18 protein-coding genes and 3 pseudogenes are annotated in these 22,934 nt (G+C 63.9%); 15 read left to right on the top strand and 6 right to left on the bottom strand.

The genetic code is table 11. The features are described 5' to 3' along the window. From A5698_RS26270 to A5698_RS26260, 3 genes and pseudogenes are all read left to right on the top strand, one after another. The coding region (locus A5698_RS26270) for an LLM class oxidoreductase (RefSeq protein ID WP_502688993.1) at positions 1 to 396 on the top strand (396 nt) is incomplete at its 5' end. Next, positions 384 to 1,746, top strand: a pseudogene (locus A5698_RS26265) (NtaA/DmoA family FMN-dependent monooxygenase). The gene A5698_RS26270 and the pseudogene A5698_RS26265, both read left to right, overlap by 13 nt. Positions 1,747 to 1,773: 27 nt before the next feature. Then, a complete protein-coding gene (locus A5698_RS26260) occupies positions 1,774 to 2,097 on the top strand; it encodes a hypothetical protein (RefSeq protein ID WP_231967561.1) in 324 nt (107 codons plus the stop codon). On the opposite strand, the gene A5698_RS26255 is transcribed toward A5698_RS26260, so the two are convergent. Then, on the bottom strand, positions 2,094 to 2,828 hold the full coding sequence (locus A5698_RS26255; protein ID WP_068303119.1) for an MBL fold metallo-hydrolase: 735 nt from the start codon (positions 2,826 to 2,828) through the stop codon (positions 2,094 to 2,096). The two genes, A5698_RS26260 and A5698_RS26255, sit on opposite strands and share 4 nt — an antisense overlap. A gap of 35 nt (positions 2,829 to 2,863) precedes the next feature. Here A5698_RS26255 and fgd point away from each other — a divergent pair, with 35 nt between their 5' ends. Together fgd and A5698_RS26245 are read left to right on the top strand one after the other, a co-directional pair. Beyond that, positions 2,864 to 3,874: a glucose-6-phosphate dehydrogenase (coenzyme-F420) gene (gene fgd, locus A5698_RS26250; RefSeq protein ID WP_067091803.1), complete on the top strand. Its 1,011-nt coding sequence runs from the start codon at positions 2,864 to 2,866 to the stop codon at positions 3,872 to 3,874. 22 nt (positions 3,875 to 3,896) lie between these two features. Then, entirely contained in the window at positions 3,897 to 4,868 is a 972-nt protein-coding gene (locus A5698_RS26245) for an endonuclease/exonuclease/phosphatase family protein (RefSeq protein ID WP_068303117.1), read from the top strand. 15 nt (positions 4,869 to 4,883) lie between these two features. Here A5698_RS26245 and A5698_RS26240 read toward each other — a convergent pair whose 3' ends face one another. Further along, a complete protein-coding gene (locus A5698_RS26240) occupies positions 4,884 to 5,918 on the bottom strand; it encodes a glycoside hydrolase family 6 protein (protein ID WP_084792634.1) in 1,035 nt (344 codons plus the stop codon). Then, positions 5,915 to 7,132, bottom strand: a complete 1,218-nt coding sequence (locus tag A5698_RS26235) for an O-antigen ligase family protein (RefSeq protein WP_156670903.1) — start codon at positions 7,130 to 7,132, stop codon at positions 5,915 to 5,917. The genes A5698_RS26240 and A5698_RS26235 overlap by 4 nt, the downstream gene beginning before the upstream one ends. A 140-nt stretch (positions 7,133 to 7,272) precedes the next feature. Between A5698_RS26235 and A5698_RS26230 the strand changes: the two genes are divergently transcribed. The 3 genes from A5698_RS26230 (at position 7,273) to A5698_RS26220 (ending at position 10,563) form a co-directional block, all read left to right on the top strand. After that, entirely contained in the window at positions 7,273 to 8,736 is a 1,464-nt protein-coding gene (locus A5698_RS26230; protein WP_197506901.1) for a lipopolysaccharide biosynthesis protein, read from the top strand. 32 nt (positions 8,737 to 8,768) lie between these two features. Beyond that, positions 8,769 to 9,680 carry a glycosyltransferase family 2 protein gene (locus tag A5698_RS26225; protein ID WP_068303108.1) on the top strand — a complete coding sequence of 304 codons (912 nt, stop codon included), beginning with the start codon at positions 8,769 to 8,771 and terminating at the stop codon, positions 9,678 to 9,680. A gap of 190 nt (positions 9,681 to 9,870) precedes the next feature. Next, positions 9,871 to 10,563 carry a class I SAM-dependent methyltransferase gene (locus A5698_RS26220; RefSeq protein WP_156670902.1) on the top strand — a complete coding sequence of 231 codons (693 nt, stop codon included), beginning with the start codon at positions 9,871 to 9,873 and terminating at the stop codon, positions 10,561 to 10,563. A 16-nt stretch (positions 10,564 to 10,579) separates the two neighbouring features. Here A5698_RS26220 and A5698_RS26215 read toward each other — a convergent pair whose 3' ends face one another. Further along, positions 10,580 to 11,428: a glycosyltransferase family 2 protein gene (locus tag A5698_RS26215; RefSeq protein WP_068303103.1), complete on the bottom strand. Its 849-nt coding sequence runs from the start codon at positions 11,426 to 11,428 to the stop codon at positions 10,580 to 10,582. A 157-nt stretch (positions 11,429 to 11,585) separates the two neighbouring features. Further along, positions 11,586 to 12,947 carry a tyrosine-protein kinase domain-containing protein gene (locus tag A5698_RS26210; protein WP_084792632.1) on the bottom strand — a complete coding sequence of 454 codons (1,362 nt, stop codon included), beginning with the start codon at positions 12,945 to 12,947 and terminating at the stop codon, positions 11,586 to 11,588. Between the two features lie 587 nt (positions 12,948 to 13,534). Between A5698_RS26210 and A5698_RS26205 the strand changes: the two genes are divergently transcribed. From A5698_RS26205 to A5698_RS30075, 7 genes and pseudogenes are all read left to right on the top strand, one after another. Beyond that, positions 13,535 to 15,541 carry a hypothetical protein gene (locus tag A5698_RS26205; RefSeq protein ID WP_068303098.1) on the top strand — a complete coding sequence of 669 codons (2,007 nt, stop codon included), beginning with the start codon at positions 13,535 to 13,537 and terminating at the stop codon, positions 15,539 to 15,541. Positions 15,542 to 15,649: 108 nt separating this feature from the next. Beyond that, positions 15,650 to 17,092, top strand: coding sequence for a nucleotide sugar dehydrogenase (locus tag A5698_RS26200; RefSeq protein ID WP_502688991.1), 1,443 nt, complete (start codon positions 15,650 to 15,652; stop codon positions 17,090 to 17,092). Positions 17,093 to 17,132: 40 nt separating this feature from the next. After that, complete coding sequence (locus A5698_RS26195; RefSeq protein WP_068303091.1) at positions 17,133 to 17,924, top strand: PIG-L family deacetylase; 792 nt, start codon at positions 17,133 to 17,135, stop codon at positions 17,922 to 17,924. Between the two features lie 157 nt (positions 17,925 to 18,081). Continuing rightward, positions 18,082 to 19,086 carry a glycosyltransferase gene (locus tag A5698_RS26190; protein ID WP_353651831.1) on the top strand — a complete coding sequence of 335 codons (1,005 nt, stop codon included), beginning with the start codon at positions 18,082 to 18,084 and terminating at the stop codon, positions 19,084 to 19,086. A gap of 125 nt (positions 19,087 to 19,211) precedes the next feature. After that, positions 19,212 to 20,186, top strand: a complete 975-nt coding sequence (locus A5698_RS26185; RefSeq protein ID WP_068303085.1) for an NAD-dependent epimerase/dehydratase family protein — start codon at positions 19,212 to 19,214, stop codon at positions 20,184 to 20,186. Between the two features lie 69 nt (positions 20,187 to 20,255). Beyond that, positions 20,256 to 22,337, top strand: a complete 2,082-nt coding sequence (gene pta, locus A5698_RS26180; protein WP_156670901.1) for a phosphate acetyltransferase — start codon at positions 20,256 to 20,258, stop codon at positions 22,335 to 22,337. Next, positions 22,337 to 22,411: pseudogene (locus tag A5698_RS30075) on the top strand (hypothetical protein); the annotation flags it as partial. The gene pta and the pseudogene A5698_RS30075, both read left to right, overlap by 1 nt. A gap of 108 nt (positions 22,412 to 22,519) precedes the next feature. On the opposite strand, the pseudogene A5698_RS26175 reads toward A5698_RS30075, so the two are convergent. Further along, positions 22,520 to 22,934, bottom strand: a pseudogene (locus A5698_RS26175) (acetate kinase); the annotation flags it as partial.

Below are 22,934 nucleotides of genomic sequence, written 5' to 3'. Positions count from 1 at the left end.
GCCGTCGACGCCTACCGCGCCGCGTTCCGGCCGTCGCCGGTACTCGCCGAACCGTACGTGGTGGTCTCGGCGGACATCGTGGTTGCCGACGACAGCGCCACTGCGCACCATCTGGCGTCGAGCTACGGCCACTGGGTGTACTCGATCCGCGCCGGCGACGGTGCCGTCCCGTATCCCGATCCCGACACGGTGACGCCCCTGACCGAGGCGCAGCTCGACGTTGTGCGAGACCGCACCGAGACCCAATTCGTCGGTGACGCAGAGGAAGTCGCCGAAAAGTTGGAGAGGCTGCAGCGGGTAACCGCTGCCGACGAGTTGGTGGTCACATCGGTGTGCCACCGGCACAGCGACCGGCTGCGCTCACACGAACTGATCGCCAAGAGGTGGGGTCTGTGACCGTACGCACGCGGGAAGGCAAGGATCGCAAGCCCATTCATCTCGCCGCTCACTTCCCCGGTGTCAACAACACCACGGTGTGGTCCGACCCCGACTCGGAAAGTCAGGTCGAGTTCGACTCGTTCGTGCACCTGGCGCGGACGGCGGAGCGGGGACTGTTCGACTTTTTCTTCCTCGCCGAGGGGCTTCGGCTGCGCGAGCATCTGGGACGCATCCATGACCTCGACGTCGTCGGCAGGCCCGACACGTTCACGGTGCTCGCGGCGCTGTCCGCGGTTACCGAACGGCTGGGACTGGTCGGCACCATCAACACCACTTTCAACGAACCCTTCGAGGTGGCAAGACAATTCGCCACTCTCGACCATCTCTCCGACGGCCGTGCCGGGTGGAACATGGGTGACGTCGTCAGACGCGTTCACCGGCGAGAACTTCCGGCGCGGCGGCTTCCTCGACCACGCACACCGCTACGAGCGTGCCGCGGAGTTCATCACCGTCGCGCAGAAGTTCTGGGACAGTTGGGCGTCCGACGCGGTGGTCGCCGACGCGGCCCACGGCGTCTACGTGGAGCCCGGCCGGATCCGCCGAGTCGAACACACCGGCGCGCAGTTCGATGTGCGGGGCGTGGCGACATCGCCGCCACCGCCGCAGGGACACCCGGTGCTCCTGCAGGCCGGCGACTCCGCCGACGGGCGCACGTTCGGCGCACAGCACGCCGACGCGTTGTTCACGTTGCATTCGGCGTTGGAGGCCGGCCAAAAGTACTACGCCGACGTCAAGGAGCGCGCGAAGTCGTTCGGCCGTGACCCCGACCAGTTGAAGGTCTTTCCGGCGGCGACCTTCGTGCTGGGGGACAGCCATGAAGAAGCCGTCGAGAAGGCGCGTCACATCCGGCTGCAACAGGTCACCGGCCCGACCGCGATCACCATGCTCGAGCAGGTCTGGCAGCGCGATCTGTCCGCATACGATCCCGACGGCCCGCTGCCTGACGTCGAACCCGCCGACGATCCGACGGTCACCCAGGGGCGTGTCCGTCACGGTGATCCCAAGGCCCTCGCGAAAGCGTGGCGGGAACGGGCGCAGGCCGAGCACCTCTCGATCCGAGAACTCGTCATCGCGGTGACCAGCAGGCAGCAGTTCGTCGGCACTCCCGCCGAGGTCGCCGACGAGATCGACCTGCACGTGCAGTCCGATGCCTGCGACGGGCTGATCCTGGTGCCTCACCTGACCCCGCGCGGACTCGACGAGTTCGTCGACAAGGTGGTGCCGCTGCTGCAGGAGCGGGGCAGCTTCCGCACCGAGTACACCGGTTCCACGCTCAGAGATCACCTGGGCCTTCGGGCAGGCCTATAGGCTGGGCCCCGGCGTCGGCGAAGCACGATGAGCAGCGCGGCGCCGGGGGTGATGGTGGCGGTATCGCAGACGATGGTCGGCTGGCTGCTGGTTGCAGCCGGCCTGCTGACGTTCCTGTTCGGGGTGGCCTCGCGGGTGTTCATCGGGCGGCGCCGCGAGACGAAGGCCGTCCGGATCATGGTGCACACCTTCCGCCGGACCGGCCTGGCGCGCGTGCTGTTCGGCCGGTTCGAGAGCGACGTGCTCGACGACGACGAACTCGACGCCATGATCCTGATGCCGACCATCGTGATCGCCTGCGGGCTGTGCCTGACCGCGGTGTTCCTGCTCGGGTACCAGAAGCTGGTCTAGGCGCGCGCCGCCGCTTCGGCCGCGTCGCGGATCGACCCGCGCCACACCGGCCCGTGCCCCGGAAGCAGCACCTCGGTGTCGAGCAGTCCGAGGGCCGACAGGCTTCGCACGCAACCGTCCTGGTCGTGGTTGAACAGTCCGGGCAGAAGCTGCGGGCCGCCGCGCGTCGAGAGCGGGTGCCCGGTGACCAGGGCGTCGCCGCTCACCAGGACGCCGTCGACGAGGAACGAGCAGTGCCCACCGGTGTGTCCGGGCGTCGGGATCGCCATCGGGGTGCCCGGAAGCGTCGCCGCGACGTCCTCGGTCAGCGCCTGCGCGGTGGGGATGCCGTCGCGCAGCATCCCGCCCTTGCGGGTGATCGCCACCGACCACGTGAGGTAGCGCGGCCGCCAGATGTGCTTGGCGATGTCGACCGGAGAGGCCTGCTCGAGGTACTCCCGCTTGGCGTGGCCCACCTCGGCCGCGTGGCAGTAGACCGGCGTGCCGTGCGTCTCGGCGAACCAGATCGCCGAGCCGAAATGGTCGATGTGCGCGTGGGTCAACAGGATTGCGCGCAGATCGCCGATGCCGAAACCGAGCTCACGCAGCGACTGCAGGACGTCGTCGCGGTTGCCGGGGAAGCCGGTGTCGATGAGCATCACGCCGGTCTCGTCGGTTACCAGCGTCCAGTTGACGAGGTCCGTGTAGGCGAAATGGACGGTGTCGGTGATGGCGCTCAAGGCTGCTGCCATGCCGCGAGTCTAAGCAAGGGAGTAGAAACGAACCCGTGGCTGAACTCAAACTCGGATACAAGGCGTCGGCGGAGCAGTTCGCGCCGCGGGAACTGGTCGAGCTGGCCGTGGCGGCCGAAGAGCACGGGATGGACAGCGCGACGGTCAGTGACCACTTCCAGCCGTGGCGCCATGAGGGCGGCCATGCGCCGTTCTCGCTGGCGTGGATGACGGCGGTCGGTGAGCGGACCAAGGACCTCATCCTCGGGACGTCGGTGTTGACCCCGACGTTCCGGTACAACCCCGCGGTGATCGCGCAGGCGTTCGCGACCATGGGGTGTCTGTATCCGAACCGGATCTTCCTTGGGGTGGGCACCGGCGAGGCGCTCAACGAAATCGCCACCGGGTACGAAGGTGACTGGCCGGAGTTCAAGGAGCGCTTCGCGCGGTTGCGGGAGTCGGTCAAGCTGATGCGCGAGTTGTGGCTGGGCGACCGGGTCGACTTCGACGGCGAGTACTACCGCACGAAGGGCGCCTCGATCTACGACGTGCCCGAAGGCGGAATCCCGGTGTACATCGCAGCGGGCGGTCCGGTGGTGGCCAAGTACGCCGGCCGCGCGGGTGACGGGTTCATCTGCACGAGCGGCAAGGGCGAGGAGCTGTACAAGGACAAGCTCATCCCTGCCGTGAAGGAGGGTGCAGAGGCCGCCGGGCGCAATGCCGATGAGATCGACCGGATGATCGAAATCAAGATCTCCTACGACACCGATCCGGAGCTGGCGCTGGAGAACACCCGGTTCTGGGCGCCGCTGTCGCTGACCGCCGAGCAGAAGCACTCCATCGACGACCCGATCGAGATGGAGAAGGCCGCCGACGAGTTGCCCATCGAGCAGGTCGCCAAGCGCTGGATCGTCGCGTCGGATCCAGACGAGGCCGTCGAGAAGGTGAAGGACTACGTCGACTGGGGGCTCAACCACCTGGTCTTCCACGCCCCCGGCCACGACCAGCGCCGGTTCCTCGAACTGTTCAAGCGCGATCTCGAGCCGCGTCTGCGTCGCTTGGGCTGATCGGGCTCCGCTCCGACACAACATGATTCGAGTACCGGCGACGGTGCTCGGTGCGCTCGCGTTCGCGCTGGCGCTAGCCGGGCTGGTGTCGCGCTATCTGCCCGTCGACAACGAGGTCGTGCTGGCGTTCGCCGCGGCGTCGCCGTACCTGACCGTCGTTGGCGTCGCCTCGATGCTGCTGTTCGCGGTGGCTCGGCGCTGGGCGGTGACGATCGTGGCTGCGACGCTGTGCGTGGTGATGATCGCGGTGCTCGCACCCCGCTATCTCGGACCGGAGAAGACCGATGTTCCCTCGACCGCGCTGCGGGTGCTGACCGCCAACCTCGGTATGGGTCGTGCGGACGCGCGGGAGATGGTGGAATTGGCGTCTGCGGCGGCCGACGTGCTCGTCGTCCAGGAGCTGACTCCGCAAGCGGCCGAGGCCATGTCGGCGGCCGGACTCGACCGGGTCTTCGGTCACCGTGTGATCGACCCGCGGCCCATGGCCGATGGGATCGGGGTGTGGAGTCGCCATCCGATCGTTGGCGCCGGCAGTATCGAGGGCTACCGGATGCCGATGCTGCACACTCAGATCCGTATCCCCGGCGTCAGGTTCGACGTCGCCGTGCTCGCCGTGCACCTGGCCGCCCCGTTGGTGCAGCCGCTGAGCTGGTTCTCCGACGACATCGCCCGGTTGCGCGAGACGCTTGCGGCGCTAGCGGGCGACGCGGGGTCCGGCGCCGTCGTCGTCGCGGGCGATTTCAACGCGACCTACGACATGCGTCCGTTCCGGCTCTTGCTGGACGAGGGTTACCGTGACGCCGCCGAGCAGGCCGGGGCCGGCCTGACCCGCAGCTACCCGGGAAGACCGTGGGTTCCGTCGGTGGTGGGCATCGACCATGTGCTGCTGCACAACTGCGCGGCGACGTCGGCCTACACCGTGGCTGTGCGTGGGTCCGATCACCGAGGGCTGGTCGTTACCGTCGAGATCCCGGCGGATCCGACGGCGAGTTGAGCCGGGTATCGCTCGTCATCCGCCTTCCCCGAGCCCCAGCAGGTCTAGCGCCGCAGGTGCCCAGAACCCTCTGGGCGGGCCACCCCTGCATGCCCCGTCGGTCTCTCCCGGGTTGATGATCCATAAAAGGCCGTCGAGTTCACCGCCTTCGTATAACCGCGGTGGTTCTCCCAACCGAGCTCCCGGTGGGTTGCAGTAGTTCGGTTGCGGGCCAGCGCCATTGCGCGCTATGTCGATAATGAAATGCGCATCGTTGATGCCGAGCTTGCTGAGTTCGGACCGCACTTGCTGGGCATAGTCGATTTCACCTTGCGTCGTGTAGTGCGCAGCGACGTTGAGGCTGAAGCCTGTGACCTTGTCGACGCCCACCAGGCGTAGACGCTCTGCGATTTCAGCTGGGCTGTGCCAAGTTTCGTTTCCTGCATCGATGTAGACCCGCGCGCCTGTGGTCGAGAGCCTGTCGACCGCGAAGCGCAACATGCCTAGTCGGTCGCCCTGCTCGCACTTGCCCAGTTGCGGAAGTGCGTCGGGTTCGAGGACGACCATTGCCTCGTCATGCCCCTGCAATCCCTCGGCGATGCCTTCCACCCAATCCTTGTACTCCTGCTCATCGCGCGCACCTCCGCGGGACCACGCGCCGCAATCACGTTGGGGGATTCGGTAGAGCACCATCGTTGGGATCGCATTCGCGGTCGCCGCACCGGCGAGGTACCTGCTCACATCGTCGTGAGCCGTTGCAACAGTGGACCAATCGGTGAACCATTTCGCTTGCGGCGTCTCCGCGAGCCGATCGAAACGGGGATCCTCGCGTGCCGCCGCGATCGCCTGTAGTTCGGGATCGATATACAACGGGGTGTTTACGGGCGTGCTTCCCGCCACCGTCTCCGAGTCGGCGGAGTCGGGCCCCCGCTCCGGAGGTGCGGCAATGATGACCACCGCCAGAACAATGCCGACCACCGCCGTCAATGCGGCCGCGACGACAACCGGTCTTCTCCGACGCCTCGCCCGCTGCTTGCGCGGCGGAACTGGATCTGACGCCGCGTTCTTCATCGAGGGCCTGCTTCGTGGACATCGCGCGGGTGCGCGAAGAACAACACGGTGAGGGGAACCAATGTCACGGTCCAGAACGTTGACCTGTCGATAAAGCCCAGCGGTACCTCGAGGGACCCGCTGACGCCGATGCCCGTAATCAACATTGCAGCAATCGCCAGGTAGCGGCTCGTAGGCGTCGTCGTAGCGCACATCTGCACGAGAAGCGATCCGAGCGCGAGAAACGCGAGCATCACCCCGCCGGTGGCAAGGAACTGCACGAATTGATTATGGCCTTGATAAGCAGCGGCGCTCAACGGGGAGGTGTCGCTCTCCGCTATGCGCTCGTACCAGTCATGGCCGAGCCCGTAGAGGAACGCCCGCGACGACCACTCCGCCAGCGAACCCCTCCAGATGAGGGCGCGATCGGTGAATGCCTCGTCCTCCCACCCCATTAGCGGCAGCGCGCACATCGTGACGAGCGCTGCGGCGGTCGCGATGCGTGCCACAGCCGACGCAGTCCGGCGCCTTCGCAGTCCCACCAGTACCCAGACCACAATCCCTACCACCAGCATGCACGCCAGTGCGAGTAGGGAGCTGCGACTGGATGACCAACAAATCGCGAACACCACGATCCCTATGCCGGACAGCCGGACCCACCCACGCGGCAGCGCCGCCACCGCGGCTGACCCGATCGCGAGATACAGACCGAGTCTGTTCTCCGATGTGAACATCCCTTGGAGCAGACCCAGCGACGGAAACAGCGCCTTGTCGGAGCGCTGACTCACCGTCCCGTCTGCCTCATGCACGATGCCGGCATCGGGCATCAGAAAACCGAATGCAATGGCGATGATCGCCGTCAGCACGACGAGTGCACCCAGTGCGATGAGCACGCGAGGACTCGGACGCAACGCGGCCAGCGCCAGCACGACCATCACATAGAGGAGACCGTCGGGGGTTGGGCCGGAAAAGATGTCACGCGTCAGAATCCACAGCCACGGCGCCAGCGCGACGGCGATGCGCCACAAGCCCGGGCGAGTGACATCGTTGATCCGGAAGAGGATGATCCCGAGGCTGACGCCTGCCGCCAGAAGGTAGAACAACTTCGAGGTCGCGTTGGCGGCTGGGGTCCATATCGAATCGTTGCCGATCGGGACGAACACCTTTTCGGCGGTCAGTGACAACACGATCTGCGATCCGACTGCCCGACACCACATCAGGACGATGAGCAGCACGGCTGCGGCCTCCCGGGTGATGAACAGCCGGCTTCGCTGTTGCATCGGCCCCCTCCCACTCGCGCCGCCCAGTCCTGCCGCCAACATGACGACACGCGGGTAGGTTGTGGATGTTACCGGCCGGACGAGCGGGGGAACGGTTGCCAACCGGACACGGGCGTTCTGCCAGCGGCAACGCGCTCCTGGCCCTGAGCGGCCAATGGGGTCGCTACGCACTCCAGCTGCTTGCACTCGTCGTGTTCTCGCGACTGCTGAGCCCCGCCGACTTCGGGCTCGTCGCGATGGTCACGGGTGTTGTCGGTGTCGCCTACGTGATTGGCGATTTCGGGCTCTCGCTGGCTGCTCTACAGGCTGAGCAGCTCGACGCACACCAGCGCACCAACCTGTTTTGGGTCAACACTGGGATCGGCCTACTTGTGGCTGTTTCCATATGTGTTGCGGCCCGACCGCTTGCTGCGTTTTACGGTGATCCGCGCGTGCTGTCCGTAACGGTCGCCTTGTCTTCGGTGTTTCTGGTCAACGGAGTCGCGGTTCAATTCCGTACCGAACTCAACCGTCAGCTGCGCTTCGGTGTGATGGCCGCTGCAGATTTCCTCGGTCAGGCGGTGGGGTTCACCGTGGCGCTGGTGGGAGCGCTCGTCGGGTGGTCGTACTGGGCGCTGGTGGCTATGCAGGTCTTCGCTGCGGTCGTCACTAATTCGATCATCGTTGCGCGGGCGCGTTGGTGGCCGGGATGGTACCGCCGCGGTGCAGCTATGCGTTCGTTGTTGGTTTTCGGCGCGAACACTTTTCTCACGCAGGTGGTCAACTATGTGTCGACCAACATCGACCAAGTCGTCATCGGTCGCATCTGGGGCGCTACCGCACTCGGGTTCTACAACCGGGCATTCCAGATCGCTCGAATCCCGTCCCAGCAGGTGGCGGCCCCGCTCACCCGCGTCGCTCTTCCCTACCTCTCGCGACGTCAGAATGACCGACCGGCGTATCTCGATGCGTTGAAGAAGACACAGTTGGCTCTCACCACGCTCCTGCTGTCGCTGCTGTCACTCGCGGCCGGTACCGCTGACTGGCTGGTTCCGGTAGTGCTCGGCCAAGGCTGGCAGGCGACCGTCCCGATGCTTCGCGTCCTCTGCCTGGCCGGCGCTCTTCAGGCGATCGGAAACATTACGTATTGGGTGCTGCTCTCCCAAGGTAGGACGGGCCTGCTGTTCGGCACCGAGCTGGGAGCTCGCCTCATCATGATCGCGCTCATCATCGCCGCCGCGGCGAAGGGACCCCTATGGGTAGCGCTGGCCGCAGCACTCGGCCAAGCGCTGCTACTCCTTTCTGCCGCGTGCTTGGCGCTTCCTCGCGCCAATATTCCGGCCGGCCGGATCCTGCTGCCCGCGTTGCGGCCTGCCGTCTTGTTCTCCATTGCAGGCGCCGCTGCGTGGAGGGCGGGTCACCTCGCCGCATCACTGCCTGATTTCGCGGCGCTGCTGCTCGCGATGGCGGTGTTCGCTGGTGTCTGCGTGGCATCCATGGCGCTTCAGGGTTACCGTCGCGACGTCGGCGTTCTGCTGGCGCTGGTCCGCAGCGTGCGGCACGGTCCGGGAAGTGGATAAGCGAAGCAGGCCCGAAGGGAATCATTTTCGAGATGGCGGAACGCTACCTGATCGCGATTGCGACATACCGGCGGCCCGATGGCTTGAAACGACTGCTGGACAGCATTGAAGCGGCGGTCTCATCGGCCTGCGTCGACATTCTCGTGGTCGACAACGACGCAGACGGATCCGCGCGGCCAGTCGCAAGCAGCCACTCTCTTCGCCCGACATATGTGATCGAGCCCGAGATCGGGGTTGCGGCTGCCCGAAATCGCGCCCTTGCGCACTTTGGCGAGCAATACCGGGGGATCATCTTCGTCGATGACGACGAGTGGGTGTCGTCGAGTTGGGTCACCACCCTGACAACCTATGCTGTGCAGACCCAGGCCGATGTCGTGGTCGGTGCGGTCATCAGCGTGTTCCTCCAACCCGCGCCGGAATGGGCGCTGCGCGGCGGCTTTTATCAGCGCCGACTGTTTGAGAGCGGTCATCGGCTTTCCACCGCACCAACGAACAACACTTTGCTGCTTCGTGATATGTGGGTTCGCGCCGGATCGCCCAGATTCGATTCTTCGTTTTCGGCCCTCGGAGGTGAGGATACTGATTTCTTTCGCGGGCTCCGAAAGTCGGGCGCTGACATAGTGTTCTGCGCAGATGCGGTGGTTTACGAAGATGTGCCGCCAGAGAGGATGTCGCTGCGTTGGGTGCGCCGTCGCGCGATCCGCACCGGTGTCATTGACACCCTGGTCCGGCTGAAGCACCATGATTCTTTGTTGGTCGGATTGGGAAGGGGCGTCAGAAGCGCCGTCTACGGTGTGATCTTCCTCGGGGCTGGATTGGCTACACGACGTGGTCTCCAGGCGAGGCCATATTTCAGTTTGTTCTATGCGTTTGGGCAATTTGCGGCGCTTCTCAAGCTCCGGATCGAAGAATATCCACGGGCCATCGACGGCGGGGTAGCGTAAGTCTCTTCGCTGGTTCTGAAATTAGCGGCGCAGAGGGGCAGCGCATGAATGGACGGCGGCCATGGTAGATCTGAGTTCGTACGACACCGACAAATCCCAACTTTACTTAGCCCGCTACACGCGCGAGTTCGGCCACCTATTCACAGAACAGATCGCGCTACTCGAGCTCGGCATAAAAAGAGGTGGGTCGATGTACCTCTGGCGCGACCTCTTCCCCAATGGACAGATCGCGGGACTGGACTTGAATCCCGTGGCCATCAAGGATGATTCGGGTCGACTGCATATCTTCCAAGGCTTTCAACAGGACCCGAGCGTCCTCGATCGCGTCGCGGCTGAAGTCGCTCCGGAGGGCTTCGATATCGTTATCGATGACGCCTCGCATCTGGGTGAATACACCCGCGCCTCGTTCTGGCATCTCTTTCGCCGCCACTTGAAACCCGGGGGAATATATGTGATCGACGACTGGGGCTGCGCGTATAGGAATGACTGGGCAGATGGCCACAGACACAGATCGTCTCGTGACCCGATAGGCATTGCTCGCTTCGATTCGTCGGTCGGACGGACGGCCGATATGGACATGCCTGAGCGGATGAGGCGTGCGGTTCGAAGAGCGGCGCGCCCGGTTTCGGCAAGGGTCCCCGAGAAGATGCGTCCAACGCTCGAGAATCTCTACATGCGAATGACCGGCGCGACTATGAAAACCCGGTTCCCGAGTCACGATTACGGCATGGCTGGGGTCATCAAACAACTGATCGACGCCGTCGCCATACCGTCGATTGGTGTTGAAGAAAAGGGAATCGCCGAGAATGGCATCGAGACCATACATGTGTACAAGTCGCAGGTCTTCGTGCACAAACGTGGTCGCGCGGAATCCATGACCTGAAGTTGAGTGAAGCCGATCAGATCTTGTAGGCCTCGCGCCAGAATTCCAATGGGTTGCGGATTGCCCGCGCGAGTTTCGCGCGCTGCATCCGAGCATGGGCCTTCTTCAGATCCGTTCCGTACGGACCGCGGCCCGCGCGAAGATAGCCCCACAGCATCGCAAACGAACCAATGACATAGGGTTGCCGAACGAGGTAGCGCCCGCAGTGCAGGAGGAAGTAGGGAAGCCAATAGCCGGTCCACCGACATCCTCGCCCGTTGCGGTATCGGCCATGGATGATGCCTTGGCTTGCGCCAGTGAGACGCGCCAACTCGAAATGGGCGTCGGTGTCCACGCGGGTTTCGAGACCCGCGGACTGTATTGCGACCTCGTCCAGTATGTCGAACCCGATCGCCGTCGGTATCGACTCGATCGCGCGGTACGCCTCGATCGTGTACAGCTTGACCGCACCGAGCACGTGGAACTTCTGCTCGGTCATACCCTTCGAGACAGTGATGCCGCCTGCGATACCGACTCCGCCGCGTGCGATGTCCATGACCCGCTCTAGGTAGTCGGGCGCTAGCCGCACGTCGGCGTCCAATTTCATCACGTGCGTATATGGCTTTCGCGAGACCGTATTCGCGACGCCGAAACGCCATGAGCTGAACGCCGATCCACCGATCAGTCCGCCGTCATTGGTCTTCGACAACACCGTGGCCAAACCTTCGGTGCCGAACTCGGCGAGACGTCCGACGGTGTCATCGGTGCTGCCGTCGTCGACCACCACCCAGTCGAAGTCTTGGAACCGTTGCGCTTGGAGTGATGATATGAGGCCGGCCACGTTGTCGGCTTCGTTGTGCATCGGTGTGACGATGAGCAAGGTCATATGTGTTCTCTCTGAACTACGGCGTCGGGGAAAGGTGCGGCACCTTCTCGTCGACGTGATGCTGCGAACTCCGATGCGGCGCAACAGGCTTCATTCGCCGTGTCGCCACGGCACTCGGGGCTGGCCACTAGGGCCGGCAACAGTCGGGAGTGAACAATTATCTGTCGGACGTCTCCTCGCTTCGGTCTGTCTCGTCGGCAGGCGCGGGCTGCTCATCGCGAACCCGCGATAACACGACGCCGACGATCTCCGTTCCTGCGTGCCGCAACGAGCCGGTGGCCCTCAGCAACTCCTCGCGTCGCGTATTCGCTGCCTGCGCGACAACGATGGCATTCCGGATGTTCTTGGTGAAACGCGCCGCGTCGCTGAAGTCGGTCACCGGCGGGGCATCGACGATGATCACGTCGAAATGCCCGGCAAGGCTCCTCATCAACTCGGCGAACTTCTCACCCGCTAGCATCTCGCCGGCATCGATGGCGCTTTCGCCGAAAGGTACGACGGTGAAGCCGCCCCACGTCGATTGGAAGAACGACTCGTCGAGCTCCATGCGGCCAGAGATGAGGTCGGTGATTCCCGGCGTTTGCGGAATGCCCACCTGAGTGGCCAGACGACCTCCCCGCGCATCGGCGTCGATGTAGGCCACACGATTGCCGGCTCCGGCGAGCGCACCGGCGACATTGGCGGCCACCATCGTCTTGCCCGCGCCTCTACCGGGCGAGGTGATCATCAGGAGCGGGGACGTCCCACGGATTGCGGACAGGACGTCGATGGCGATTCGATGAAATGTCGCCTGCAGTTGCGGACTTTGTTCGGTGAACTTCAGCAGGCTTTGGACTTTTACGTCACGTGCCGTCGGTATTCCACCCAGATATCGAAGGCCCGAAGCGGTGACGTCGCGGCGCCTTCGGACCCGGGTATCGAAGTTGTCAACCATCACCGCCGCGAACACTCCTGCGATCAACGCCAGCCCGGCCGCGGCGATGAGCTTGATCAGGAGGCTGGGGGACGACGGGTGCGTGGGTATGTCGGCGGGTTGCAGTACGGCGACTTGGACCGGCGACTCGGGGACCGAGGCCGAGCCCTCGAGGCTGGCTACCGCCCAGGACATCTCGTTCGCGATACGGTTTGCGGTCGAGGCCGCCTCCTCAGCCGTTCGTCCCTTGACCGATAAGTTGATCACCAGCGTGTCCGCCGGGATCGTGACCTCTATCTGGTTGACCAGATCGGGCACTGTAGCTCTCAAATCGAGGGAATCGATGACGGGCTGTAGAACTTGATTGGTGGTAACGATCTGTGCGTAGGTCTTCATGCGATCCGCGAGGTAGGACTCAGCGGTCTGTCGGGCCTCCATGGAGGAAAATGGGGATAGCTTGGGCACGAACACTATTCGAGTGTTGGCGGTATACGTCGTCGGGATGAGGAATCCCGCGCTTGCCAGTGCTGCGCCGACCAGTAGGAAGACGACCAGAAGTATCCGCCAACGGTGCATCAGTAGACGGCAGTAGCTTCGAAGGTCCATATCCCACCAGACTTGTTGACATCAGTAAGCGGCGGCGTGCATCGACGGCCGCCCGCTCACGAGTGACAATAGCGTGGCAAATGCATAAAGACTGCGAGGTGACCCGAGCACTAGCGTGCCGAACCTTCCCGGAGCCGTCTCGCCCGCAGGCACCGGTCGAACGCTGGAGACGGATTGCATGCGAGTTGCGTGCGGGCGGCGGTGACCCCGGGCTTACTTTCGAGCGGTGAAATTCGTCCGTTCAGACGAGGCTTCTTTAACGAGGCGCGTCCGAGGCGAAGTGAAGTCCCGGCGGACGCTGAATGTATGGCAACAGGTGGCGTTTCACTTGCGACTCGCTATTGGGCAAACAGGTTACAATGCCTAACCTGACTAGGCCGCCGGCCCTGTCGGCTGCAGGGAGTCACACACTCAAACTCGCGAAAGTGGAATAGCGTGCACTCAGTCGGTTCAGCCTCGTTCGCGGTCCCGCAGAAACTCCAAGTTGATGAACCTCCGACGCCATTTCCGCGAGAAAATATGTCGGACTCTGCCTCTTTCCGGGCCGTTGACGTATCAATCGGCGGCGCCCATAAAAGGCGAGTTTGATGATTCGCAGCGTTCTCATTCGCGTCCTTGTGAGCGCCATGGTGGTCGCTGGTCCCGTGACGCTGGCGGGGTTCGTCGGGGCCCCCGCGTATGCGCAGCCTGGCGACGCCGGCGATCCGCCGTCGCCACCCGAGGGGGGCCTCACGCTGCCCTGGCCTGCTCTCGGGCTGCAGTCAACGATGGAACTGTACGGCGACGGCGGCAGTAGCTTCACCGTGCCGCTACCCGCTGGAATGACGGCCTCGCGGTTGCAGGGCATGATCCACACGCCGATGAACATCGATGCCGGATACCTCGAAATCGACGACGCTGACGGAAAGTTCCTGGCGTCGGTGAATCTCCCTCCCGCGGACTCCGGTTTGGTCAGGACACCATTTGACGTCGACATATCGGCGGCGCGTGTTGAAGCGGCTTCGATCGACCTTTCGTTCACCGTTCGCGCACGTGATGCCGGAGACCGAATATGTGGTCCCGCCCAGCGTCTGGTCCTCAGTGATTTGGCAACGCTATTCGTCGGAATGCAGTCGCCTGCAACCACCATCGCGAACTTCTTCCCGTCGGTGATCGACAGGATCACCATCTACGCCGCAACAGATGCCAACTCCGCCGAACAGCAGACGGTCCTGGCGCTGGCATCGACACTCGCGCGACTCTATGAGCCCCGACCGATACCCATCGGGGTCGTCAGCCGACAGCGTGGCACGGCGCCCCCGCCCGTTGTGGGCCTCGAACGTGCGGTAGTGGTCGAGACCGGGCCCCCGGGCCTCAGCGTCGAAAACGCGGGCACGCCAGGCGCGTACCTCCGAGTCTCCGGTGACGGCGAAGCCCTCGCGACCCAGGTGTCGTTGCTCGCCAGCCAGCTGCGTGGGCTGGCACAGGCGCCCACCGCTCGCGTCGATCAAGAGGGATCGGACGCGGCGACAACCGGGGACACGATGACCTTCAGCCAGTTGGAGGTGAGTGGTAAATCCACCACTTTCCTGAGGACGGGCAATCTGCAGGTCGGATTCGACCGGGCAACCTTGGGACCGAGATTCGACAGCGTCCAGGTTCATTTGCTGGCCGATTACACGCCTGTACCGGCAGATGCCGCGGCAACAGTGGTGATTCGCTCCGGGAATGTCGTCGTATACAGAACTCCGCTCGACCAATCCGGACGTCTGGACGCGACCTTCGACCTCGGCGGTCCGCTGGTCGACCGACAATGGATAAACCTGGAATTGGCTCTCACCTATACGCCGCGTCAAGACTGCGGGCCACTCGTCGCGTCCCTCACGTTTGAGATCGATCCACGGTCAACGCTCACCATGCACCGGGGCGGCCCGCCGCTCGGCGGGTTCGCAGCATTTCCGTCTGAGTTCAGCCCGGAATTCCTGGTGGCGCTTGACGGAAGCAGCCCTGAGCAGCTCGGCTACGCAGCCCGAGTGGTGGCCGCGCTCGCGCGCCTCACCCAGGTCGAACTGAAGCCGAAGGTTGTCGACCTTCAAGCCGCCGTCGACGCCGACACCGGCGCGCTCATCGTGGCGAACTCCAAAGCGATCAGCCAAACGCCGCTGAAACCTCCGGTGAGCGGCGACGGCTCGATGGTGAACTTCGCGCTTCCGACCGAGCAACAGGTCAACATCGACAATGGGCTCGGATCCATTCAGGCTTTTGCCGATCCGTCGCGTAACCGTTCGGTAGTCCTCGTCACTACGACCGCCCGGTGGACGTTGGTGGACCCGCTCTTCAGTCGTATCGACGGGTCCGCGGGCGATTGGTCGCAGTTGACGGGCGACGTTCTCGCGGCAGGAACTGGAGGCGATCCGACCAACGTCGCGATCCGATCATCTAGCAACGTCTTCGAGCCGCCGGATTCCAACGAATCGAGTCCGTCGCTCACGACATACATCGCGGGGGGTGTGCTCGTCGTTCTCGCGGCATTGGCGGTGATCGTCTACCTGCTGCGGCGCAGAACCCGCGCGAGCCAGACCCCACTCGGTGCACACAACGCAGGCGATTCGTAGAGTTTGGGTCGAGCAATCGGTGTCGTCGGGCACACGAAATACTGACCAGCGGTTCGGTAGGTCTACCTGCGACATCGCCGCATCCAGCACTGCAGGATCGGTTACGATGTGCCGGCAGCAGGGTCGAATGACTTTCACACGACGGGCAGCGATCTGCTGCGTGGCTGCACGTTTACTTCGGGGGGTCAACTCATGCCCGATCCTGCTTTTGCCAGCCCTCACGCCGAGGCTCTGTTTCGCAGAATTTCCACGCGAACCGCACGGGTCGGTGTCATCGGCCTCGGATATGTCGGCCTGCCGTTGGCAGTTGAGTTTGGCCGCGCCGGGTTCTCGGTCGTCGGCATCGACCTGGACAAAGACAAATGCGAGGCGATAAACGCCGGCACGTCGTATATCGCGGACGTGCCCGCCTCCGCAGTCGCTGCACTCGTCGACGCCGACCGCCTCCGCGCAGTCCCGGATCTGGGAGCAGCCGACGATCTCGACACGATCAATATCTGTGTGCCGACACCACTGCGCAAGACCAGGGACCCGGATATGACGTTCGTGCTGTCCGCCGCACAATTGGTCAAAGAGCATCTGCGGCCCGGGACCCTTGTGATTCTCGAGTCGACCACCTATCCCGGCACGACTGAAGAGATCGTGCGAAGCATCCTCGAGGAAACCGGGCTGCGAGCGGGCGACGACTTTTTCTTGGCGTTCTCACCGGAGCGTGTCGACCCGGGCAACGTCAAATGGAAGACCAGAAACGTTCCGAAAGTGGTGGGGGGCCTCACGTCCGATTGTTCGGCGTTGGCCGCAGAGCTGTATGGGGCGTCGATTGATCGCGTGGTTCAGGTCAGTTCTCCGCGTACAGCCGAGATGGTCAAAATGCTGGAGAACACATTTCGCGCCATCAACATCGGACTGGTGAATGAGATGGCCCTGATGTGCGACCGCATCGGCATCGATGTGTGGGAGGTCATCGATGCCGCCGCGACGAAACCGTTCGGATTCATGCCCTTTTATCCCGGACCGGGCCTCGGCGGGCACTGCATCCCGATCGACCCGTTCTACCTTTCGTGGAAGGTCAAGGAAGTCGGCTTCGAAGCGCGCTTCATCGAACTCGCCGGCCACGTCAATGCGGCGATGCCGCGATATGTCGTTGACAAAATCGCCGATGCACTCAACGAGGACGGCAAGTCCATAAAGGGTGCCAACATCCTCGTCATGGGGGTTGCGTACAAGTCCAACGTCGACGACGTCCGCGAGTCACCTGCGTTGGACGTGATCACCCTCCTGGTGAAGAAGGGCGCACACGTCACCTACCACGATCCCTATGTGCCGCACGTGGATGCCGAGTACACCGCCGTCGGTCAACGTATGGACTCGGTGCCTTACAGCCGTGAGGTCGTGGCGGCAGCCGACTGCGTCGTGGTGACGACGGATCATCAGACGTTCGACTACGAGGAGCTCGTGCGCGCGGCGCGCGTCATCGTCGACACCCGCAACGCCGTCAAGATCTCGGCGCCGAACGTGTTCAAACTCGGCGCGCCGAATCCCGGCGCTTAGCAGTTCAGCACGTACTCAAGAAGCTGTGAGGTCTCCGAACATGGACGTCCGGAATGCGGTCCTGGTCGCCGCGCACCCCGACGACGAGATTCTCTGGTTCAGCTCGGTCTTCGACCTGTGTGAGCGAGTCGTCGTCTGCTATGGCGAATCCGCTACAGCCAAGGAGAGCTGGGACAGCGGTCGAGCTCGACTCATGGACTCCTTTCCATTGGCCAAAGTGGAGTTCCTGAAGTTGAGGCAGTCCGGCGGGTTCGACGCGGCGAATTGGTATGCCCCGGAGCCCGATGAGTCCGGGCTGGTCCTGCGCGGACGCGCACGCGCGGCGTACGAAAGAAATGCAGAAGAACTGCGCCACGTTCTGGGCTCGTATCTGACTGACGAAAGCACGGTTATCACTCATAATCCTTGGGGCGAATACGGCCATGAAGAACATGTTCAAGTCTTCCGAGTGCTGCAGAACCTGCAGGCCCGGATTGGATTCGATCTCTTCGTAGACGGTTACGTGAGCGATAGAAGCGCGAAGCTGATGACGCAGAGCCTTCACCTCATCGAAGGTGCTCCCTTGGTCCGAGAGACCGACAGGGCCTTGGCTCGGCAACTGAAGAGCTTGTATACGGACTACGACTGTTGGACTTTTGACGACGATTTCGAGTGGCCCGAATTCGAGTTGTTCTATCGCGTGGTTCCGCATGACGGACGGGAGCGCCATGTGTCTGCCAGCGTGCCGCTCACGCTCATCGGTCGAAACCACTACATCAGCCCCGGCCGAAAGGCGGCGAAAAAGCTCGTTCCGGGGTCCGTCAAATCACTACTGAAAAAGGTTCGTAGATAACTGTGGCACCGACACTGCCAATAGGCGTTCGCCGGCTCGCGGGCCGAACAGGGGGACCATCATGCCGTCGGTAGCGGTTATAGGTACACGGGGCTACCCGAGTTATTACGGGGGTTTCGAGACTGCGGTCCGCAGGCTCGCGCCGTACTTGGTCGATGTGGGTTGGGACGTCACGGTTTATGGGCGTCGTGGGACGACTCGGGTCGACGACCCGACCGCCGATAGTGCTGTCACCACGCGAGTGACGCCCGGGGTGGAATCGAAAAGTCTGAGCACACTGTCGTACGGTCTGACGTCGTCCCTCGACGTCGCTGTGCGCCGCCCAGACGCGGCTATCGTGATGAATGTCGCGAACGGCTACTTTCTGCCCCTTCTCAAAGCCCGAAATATTCCTACGCTCGTGAATGTGGACGGAATCGAGTGGGAAAGGGGCAAATGGAGTCCCCTTGCCCAACGCGTGTTTCGCGTCGGCGCCGAGCTCACAGCGAAGTTCGCGACTGGCCTCGTGTTCGATTCTCACGCGATCGGAAGATACTGGCAGCAAGTGTACGGAGTGGCCGGCTCGTATATTCCCTACGGTGGCGAAGTTCCTCCCGCACTTCCGGTTCCCGATGGATTGGCGCACCGGGGATATGTGCTGATGGTCGCGAGGTTCGTCGCCGAGAACAGCGTGCCGGAGTTCTTTGAAGCTGTGCCGTCCATAGCCGCCCGGCATCCCGTGGTGATCGTCGGGGATTCCGGTTACGGAGGACACTTGGACGACGCGGCCCGGGCGCTTGCGGAGGACCATCCGACAGTCTCGTGGCTTGGTCACGTGAGCAATGATTCGCTGTTGCATGCGCTTTGGCAGCACGCGGGCGTCTACTTTCACGGGCACAGCGTTGGGGGCACGAACCCGGCGCTTGTTCAAGCGATGGCAGCCGGGGCGTCGATCCTGGCAAGAGACACGGTCTACAACCGCGAGGTTCTCGGAGACGCTGGCAGATTCGTCACGCCCGATCCCGACGCGATCGCGAAATCGATACTCGAAATGATGGACAGCGGTACCCAGGAGCGTGAGCAAGTCGGTCAAACGAACCAGGAGCGAGCCAAGCAGCACTTCTCGTGGACGCAGGTCTGCATCGACTATGAAACGGCTCTGCGTGAGCTGGTGTGCCACTAGCAGCGCTGCTACGACCTGACGTGCGCGCCGGACTTGGCCCGGACCACGCCCTGAACGCGCGGCTTCCTCTGAAAGTCGGCTGTAACGAAAGGTGACTTCATGGACATGCTCGCCGGGCCCGTGCCGTGACGCGTATCAACGATGCCGTATTGGTCACGGGCAGCGCGGGTTTCATCGGCGGAGCGCTGGTGTCGCACCTTCGCGAGGCCGGCCGCCAGGTCGTCGGTCTCGACCGTGACGCGAAACCGGCCGCCGACTCGCTGCGGCTTGACCTGACCACACTCAGCCCCGAGGAACTGCCCCGACCCTGTCCGCCCACGATCGTGCACCTCGCCGCGCTCTCGAAAGAACCGGGCTACCCCTGGCGGGACTACTACGCCAACAACGCAGAGGCCACCCGTCAACTGTGCCGTGTCGCAGACCAAACGGGCGTGCAGAACATCGTCTTCACCAGTTCGATGATGGTCTTCGCCGCCGGGCCGTGGCGCCGCTCGGAAAGCGACTTCGGTGATGCCGACACGGCCTACGGGTGCAGCAAGCTGCAGGCCGAGGACATCCTGCGAACTTGGCAGGCCGCAAAACCCGGGCGCCGTCTGCGCATCGTTCGGCCGGGCGTGGTTTTCGGCCCTGGAGACCTGGGCAACATGCGACGTCTTATCCACGGGTTGAGCCGTCGTCGCTTCGCCTACATCGGTCGCAGCGATACCGTGAAGAGCTGCATCTATCTGAAGGACATGGTCCGTCTCCTGGTTCGCCTCATCGACGACGACGGACCGCACGAAACCTATCACGCCGTGTATCCGCAGCCGACCACGATTCGCGACCATGTGGACGCCATCAACCAGGCGTGGGGCTGGCAGCACCGACCACCGACGGTGCCTTACCGGCTCGCCCTGGCCGCTGCGGCCCCCTTCGCCGTGGTCGATCCGGCCGGCAGGCGATTTGGCCTGCACCCGCGGCGCGTCCAGAAGCTGTATCTCGACACGAACATCAGCTCCGGCCGCCTTGGCGACCTCGGTTTCACCCAGCAGTACTCGCTACCTGAGGCCTTCGCCGACTGGCGTCAGGAGTGCGGCGGCGGACTCCCGCCAGGCTCGTGATGGACGCTCCGAGCAGCGAACCGGCGCGGATATCTGGTTTGACGGCGCATCGTAGGTAAAGCTGGTCTGGTGCCAAGCTATTCGCGCGAGCGCTCATCCGCCATTTACGTCGCCTCCCCCGAAGGGGACACCGGCAAGTCCACGATCGCGCTGGGCATCCTGCACCGACTGACCGCCACCGTGGCCAAGGTCGGGGTTTTCCGGCCGATCACCCGGCTCGGCGAGGACAGTGACTACATCCTCGAGCTGCTGCTGACCCACACGACGGCCGGCCTGTCCTACGACGAGTGCGTCGGCGTCGGCTATGAACAACTACACGAGGACCCCGACGGCGCCCTGGCCGAGATCGTCGACCGCTACCACCGGGTGGCCGACCAGTGCGATGCGGTGCTGATCGTCGGCAGCGACTACACCGATGTCGCCGCGCCCAGCGAGCTGTCGACCAACGCCCGGATCGCGGCCAACCTCGGCGCGCCCGTCGTGTTGGCGATCAAGGCGAAAGACCGCAGCCCCGAGCACGTCGCGCAGATCGTCGACATCTGCCTCAGCGAGATCGCCGCCCAGCACGCGTACACCGCAGCGGTCGTCGCCAACCGCTGTGACCCCGCCCAACTCTCCGCAGTGCTCGACGCGTTGAAGGGTTTCGAACCGAAGTGTTACGCCCTGCCCGAGGAACCGCTGTTGGTCGCCGCGTCCGTCGCCGAACTGCAGGACGCCGTCGAGGGCACGTTGATCAGCGGTGACCCGGCACTGCTGTCCCGTGAGGCCATGGACCTCATGGTCGCGGGTATGACGGCCGAACGCGTACTCGAACGGCTCAGCGAAGGCGTCGCCGTCATCGCCGCCGGCGACCGATCCGACGTCGTGCTCGCGCTCGCGAGCGCACATGCCGCCGAGGGCTTTCCGTCGCTGTCGTGCATCATCCTCAACGGCGGACTCGAACTGCACCCCTCGATCGCCGCGCTGGTGGCCGGCCTCGGGCTGCGGTTGCCGATCATCGCCACCAGATTCCGGACGTTCGAAACGGCCAGCCGGGTCGCGTCCGCGCGCGGCCGGGTCACGGCGACCTCGGTGCGCAAGGTCGACACCGCCATCGCCCTCATGGAAGCCCACGTCGACGTCGCCGATCTGCTTGCGCAGCTGGCGATCCCGATCCCCGAGGTTGTCACACCGCAGATGTTCACCTACAAGCTGCTGGACTGGGCGCGCTCGGACCGCAAGCACATCGTGCTGCCCGAGGGCGACGACGACCGCATCCTGACCGCGGCTGGTCGGCTGTTGTACCGAGGCGTTGCCGAGCTGACGATCCTCGGGCAGGAGCCCGCGATCCGCTCGCGCGCAGCGGAATTGGGTGTCGACCTTTCCGATGCCACCGTGCTCGACCCGCAGACCAGCGACCTGTGCGACAAGTTCGCCGAACAGTACGCCGAGATGCGCAAGCACAAGGGCGTCACCGTCGAGCAGGCCCGCGAGATCATCCACGACGTCTCCTACTTCGGCACCATGCTCGTGCACAACGACCTCGTCGACGGCATGGTCTCCGGCGCCAAACACACCACCGCGCACACCGTTCGGCCCGCCTTCGAGATCATCAAGACACTGCCGGACGTCTCCACAGTGTCCAGCATCTTCCTGATGTGCCTCGCCGATCGCGTGCTGGCCTACGGCGACTGTGCGATCGTGCCGGATCCCACCGCGGAACAATTGGCCGACATCGCGATCTCCTCGGCGCGCACCGCCGCCAGCTTCGACATCGAACCCCGGGTTGCGATGCTGTCCTATTCGACCGGCACCAGCGGTACGGGTGCCGATGTCGAGAAGGTTCGGGAGGCAACGGAATTGGTCATGCAGCGCGAGCCCGACCTGCTGGTCGACGGTCCGATCCAGTACGACGCCGCAGTGGATCCGTCCGTCGCCAAGTCGAAACGTCCCGACTCGAAGGTGGCCGGCCGCGCCACGGTGCTGATCTTTCCCGACCTCAACACCGGCAACAACACATACAAGGCCGTGCAGCGCAGCGCCGGCGCCATCGCGATCGGACCGGTGCTGCAAGGCCTGAAGAAGCCCGTCAACGACCTCTCCCGCGGGGCGCTGGTCGAGGACATCGTCAACACGGTGGCGATCACCGCGATCCAGGCGCAGACGCTCTGATGGCCCGCAGCGTCCTGGTCCTCAACTCGGGCTCTTCATCACTGAAATTCGCTGTCATCGAACCGGATTCGGAGACGATGGTGGTGGACGGCATCGTCGAACGCATTGGCGAGGGCCAAATACGCGATCACGCGGAGGCCCTGCAGTCGGCGTTCGACCAGATGGCCGCGGCGGGCAAACGCCTCGACGAACTCGGCGGCCTGTTGGCTGACGTACTCGTGCGAGGTGCCGTGGAAGCCGTAGCGGCGGATATGCCACTGCTCGGCGACGTCCCGGTCGATCGCGTAGGTCGATGCGGCGGCGGGCAGGTCGTGAAAGAACGCGGTGTCGAAGACCGCGACGTGGGGCAGGTCGGGCAGCGCCTTGCGGGCCTCCTCAATTCCGAGCAGCGCTGGCGGATTGTGCAGCGGCGCAAGGGGTGAGAGCTCGTCGATCCGGGCGACCAGGGCGTCGTCGACGAGAGTCGGCTCGTAGATGTCCGGGCCGCCGTGCACGACGCGGTGCCCGACGGCGATGAGGTCGAGTTCGTCGAGGCGTTTGCCCGCCGCGGCCATCTGGTCGAACGCCGACTGCAGGGCCTCCGCGTGATCGCGTATT

This window comes from Mycobacterium sp. E136, from assembly GCF_001666865.1.
Lineage (GTDB): Bacteria > Actinomycetota > Actinomycetes > Mycobacteriales > Mycobacteriaceae > Mycobacterium.
Note: the sequence above shows the minus strand (reverse complement) of the source record. Positions and strands in the feature narration are given on the sequence as shown.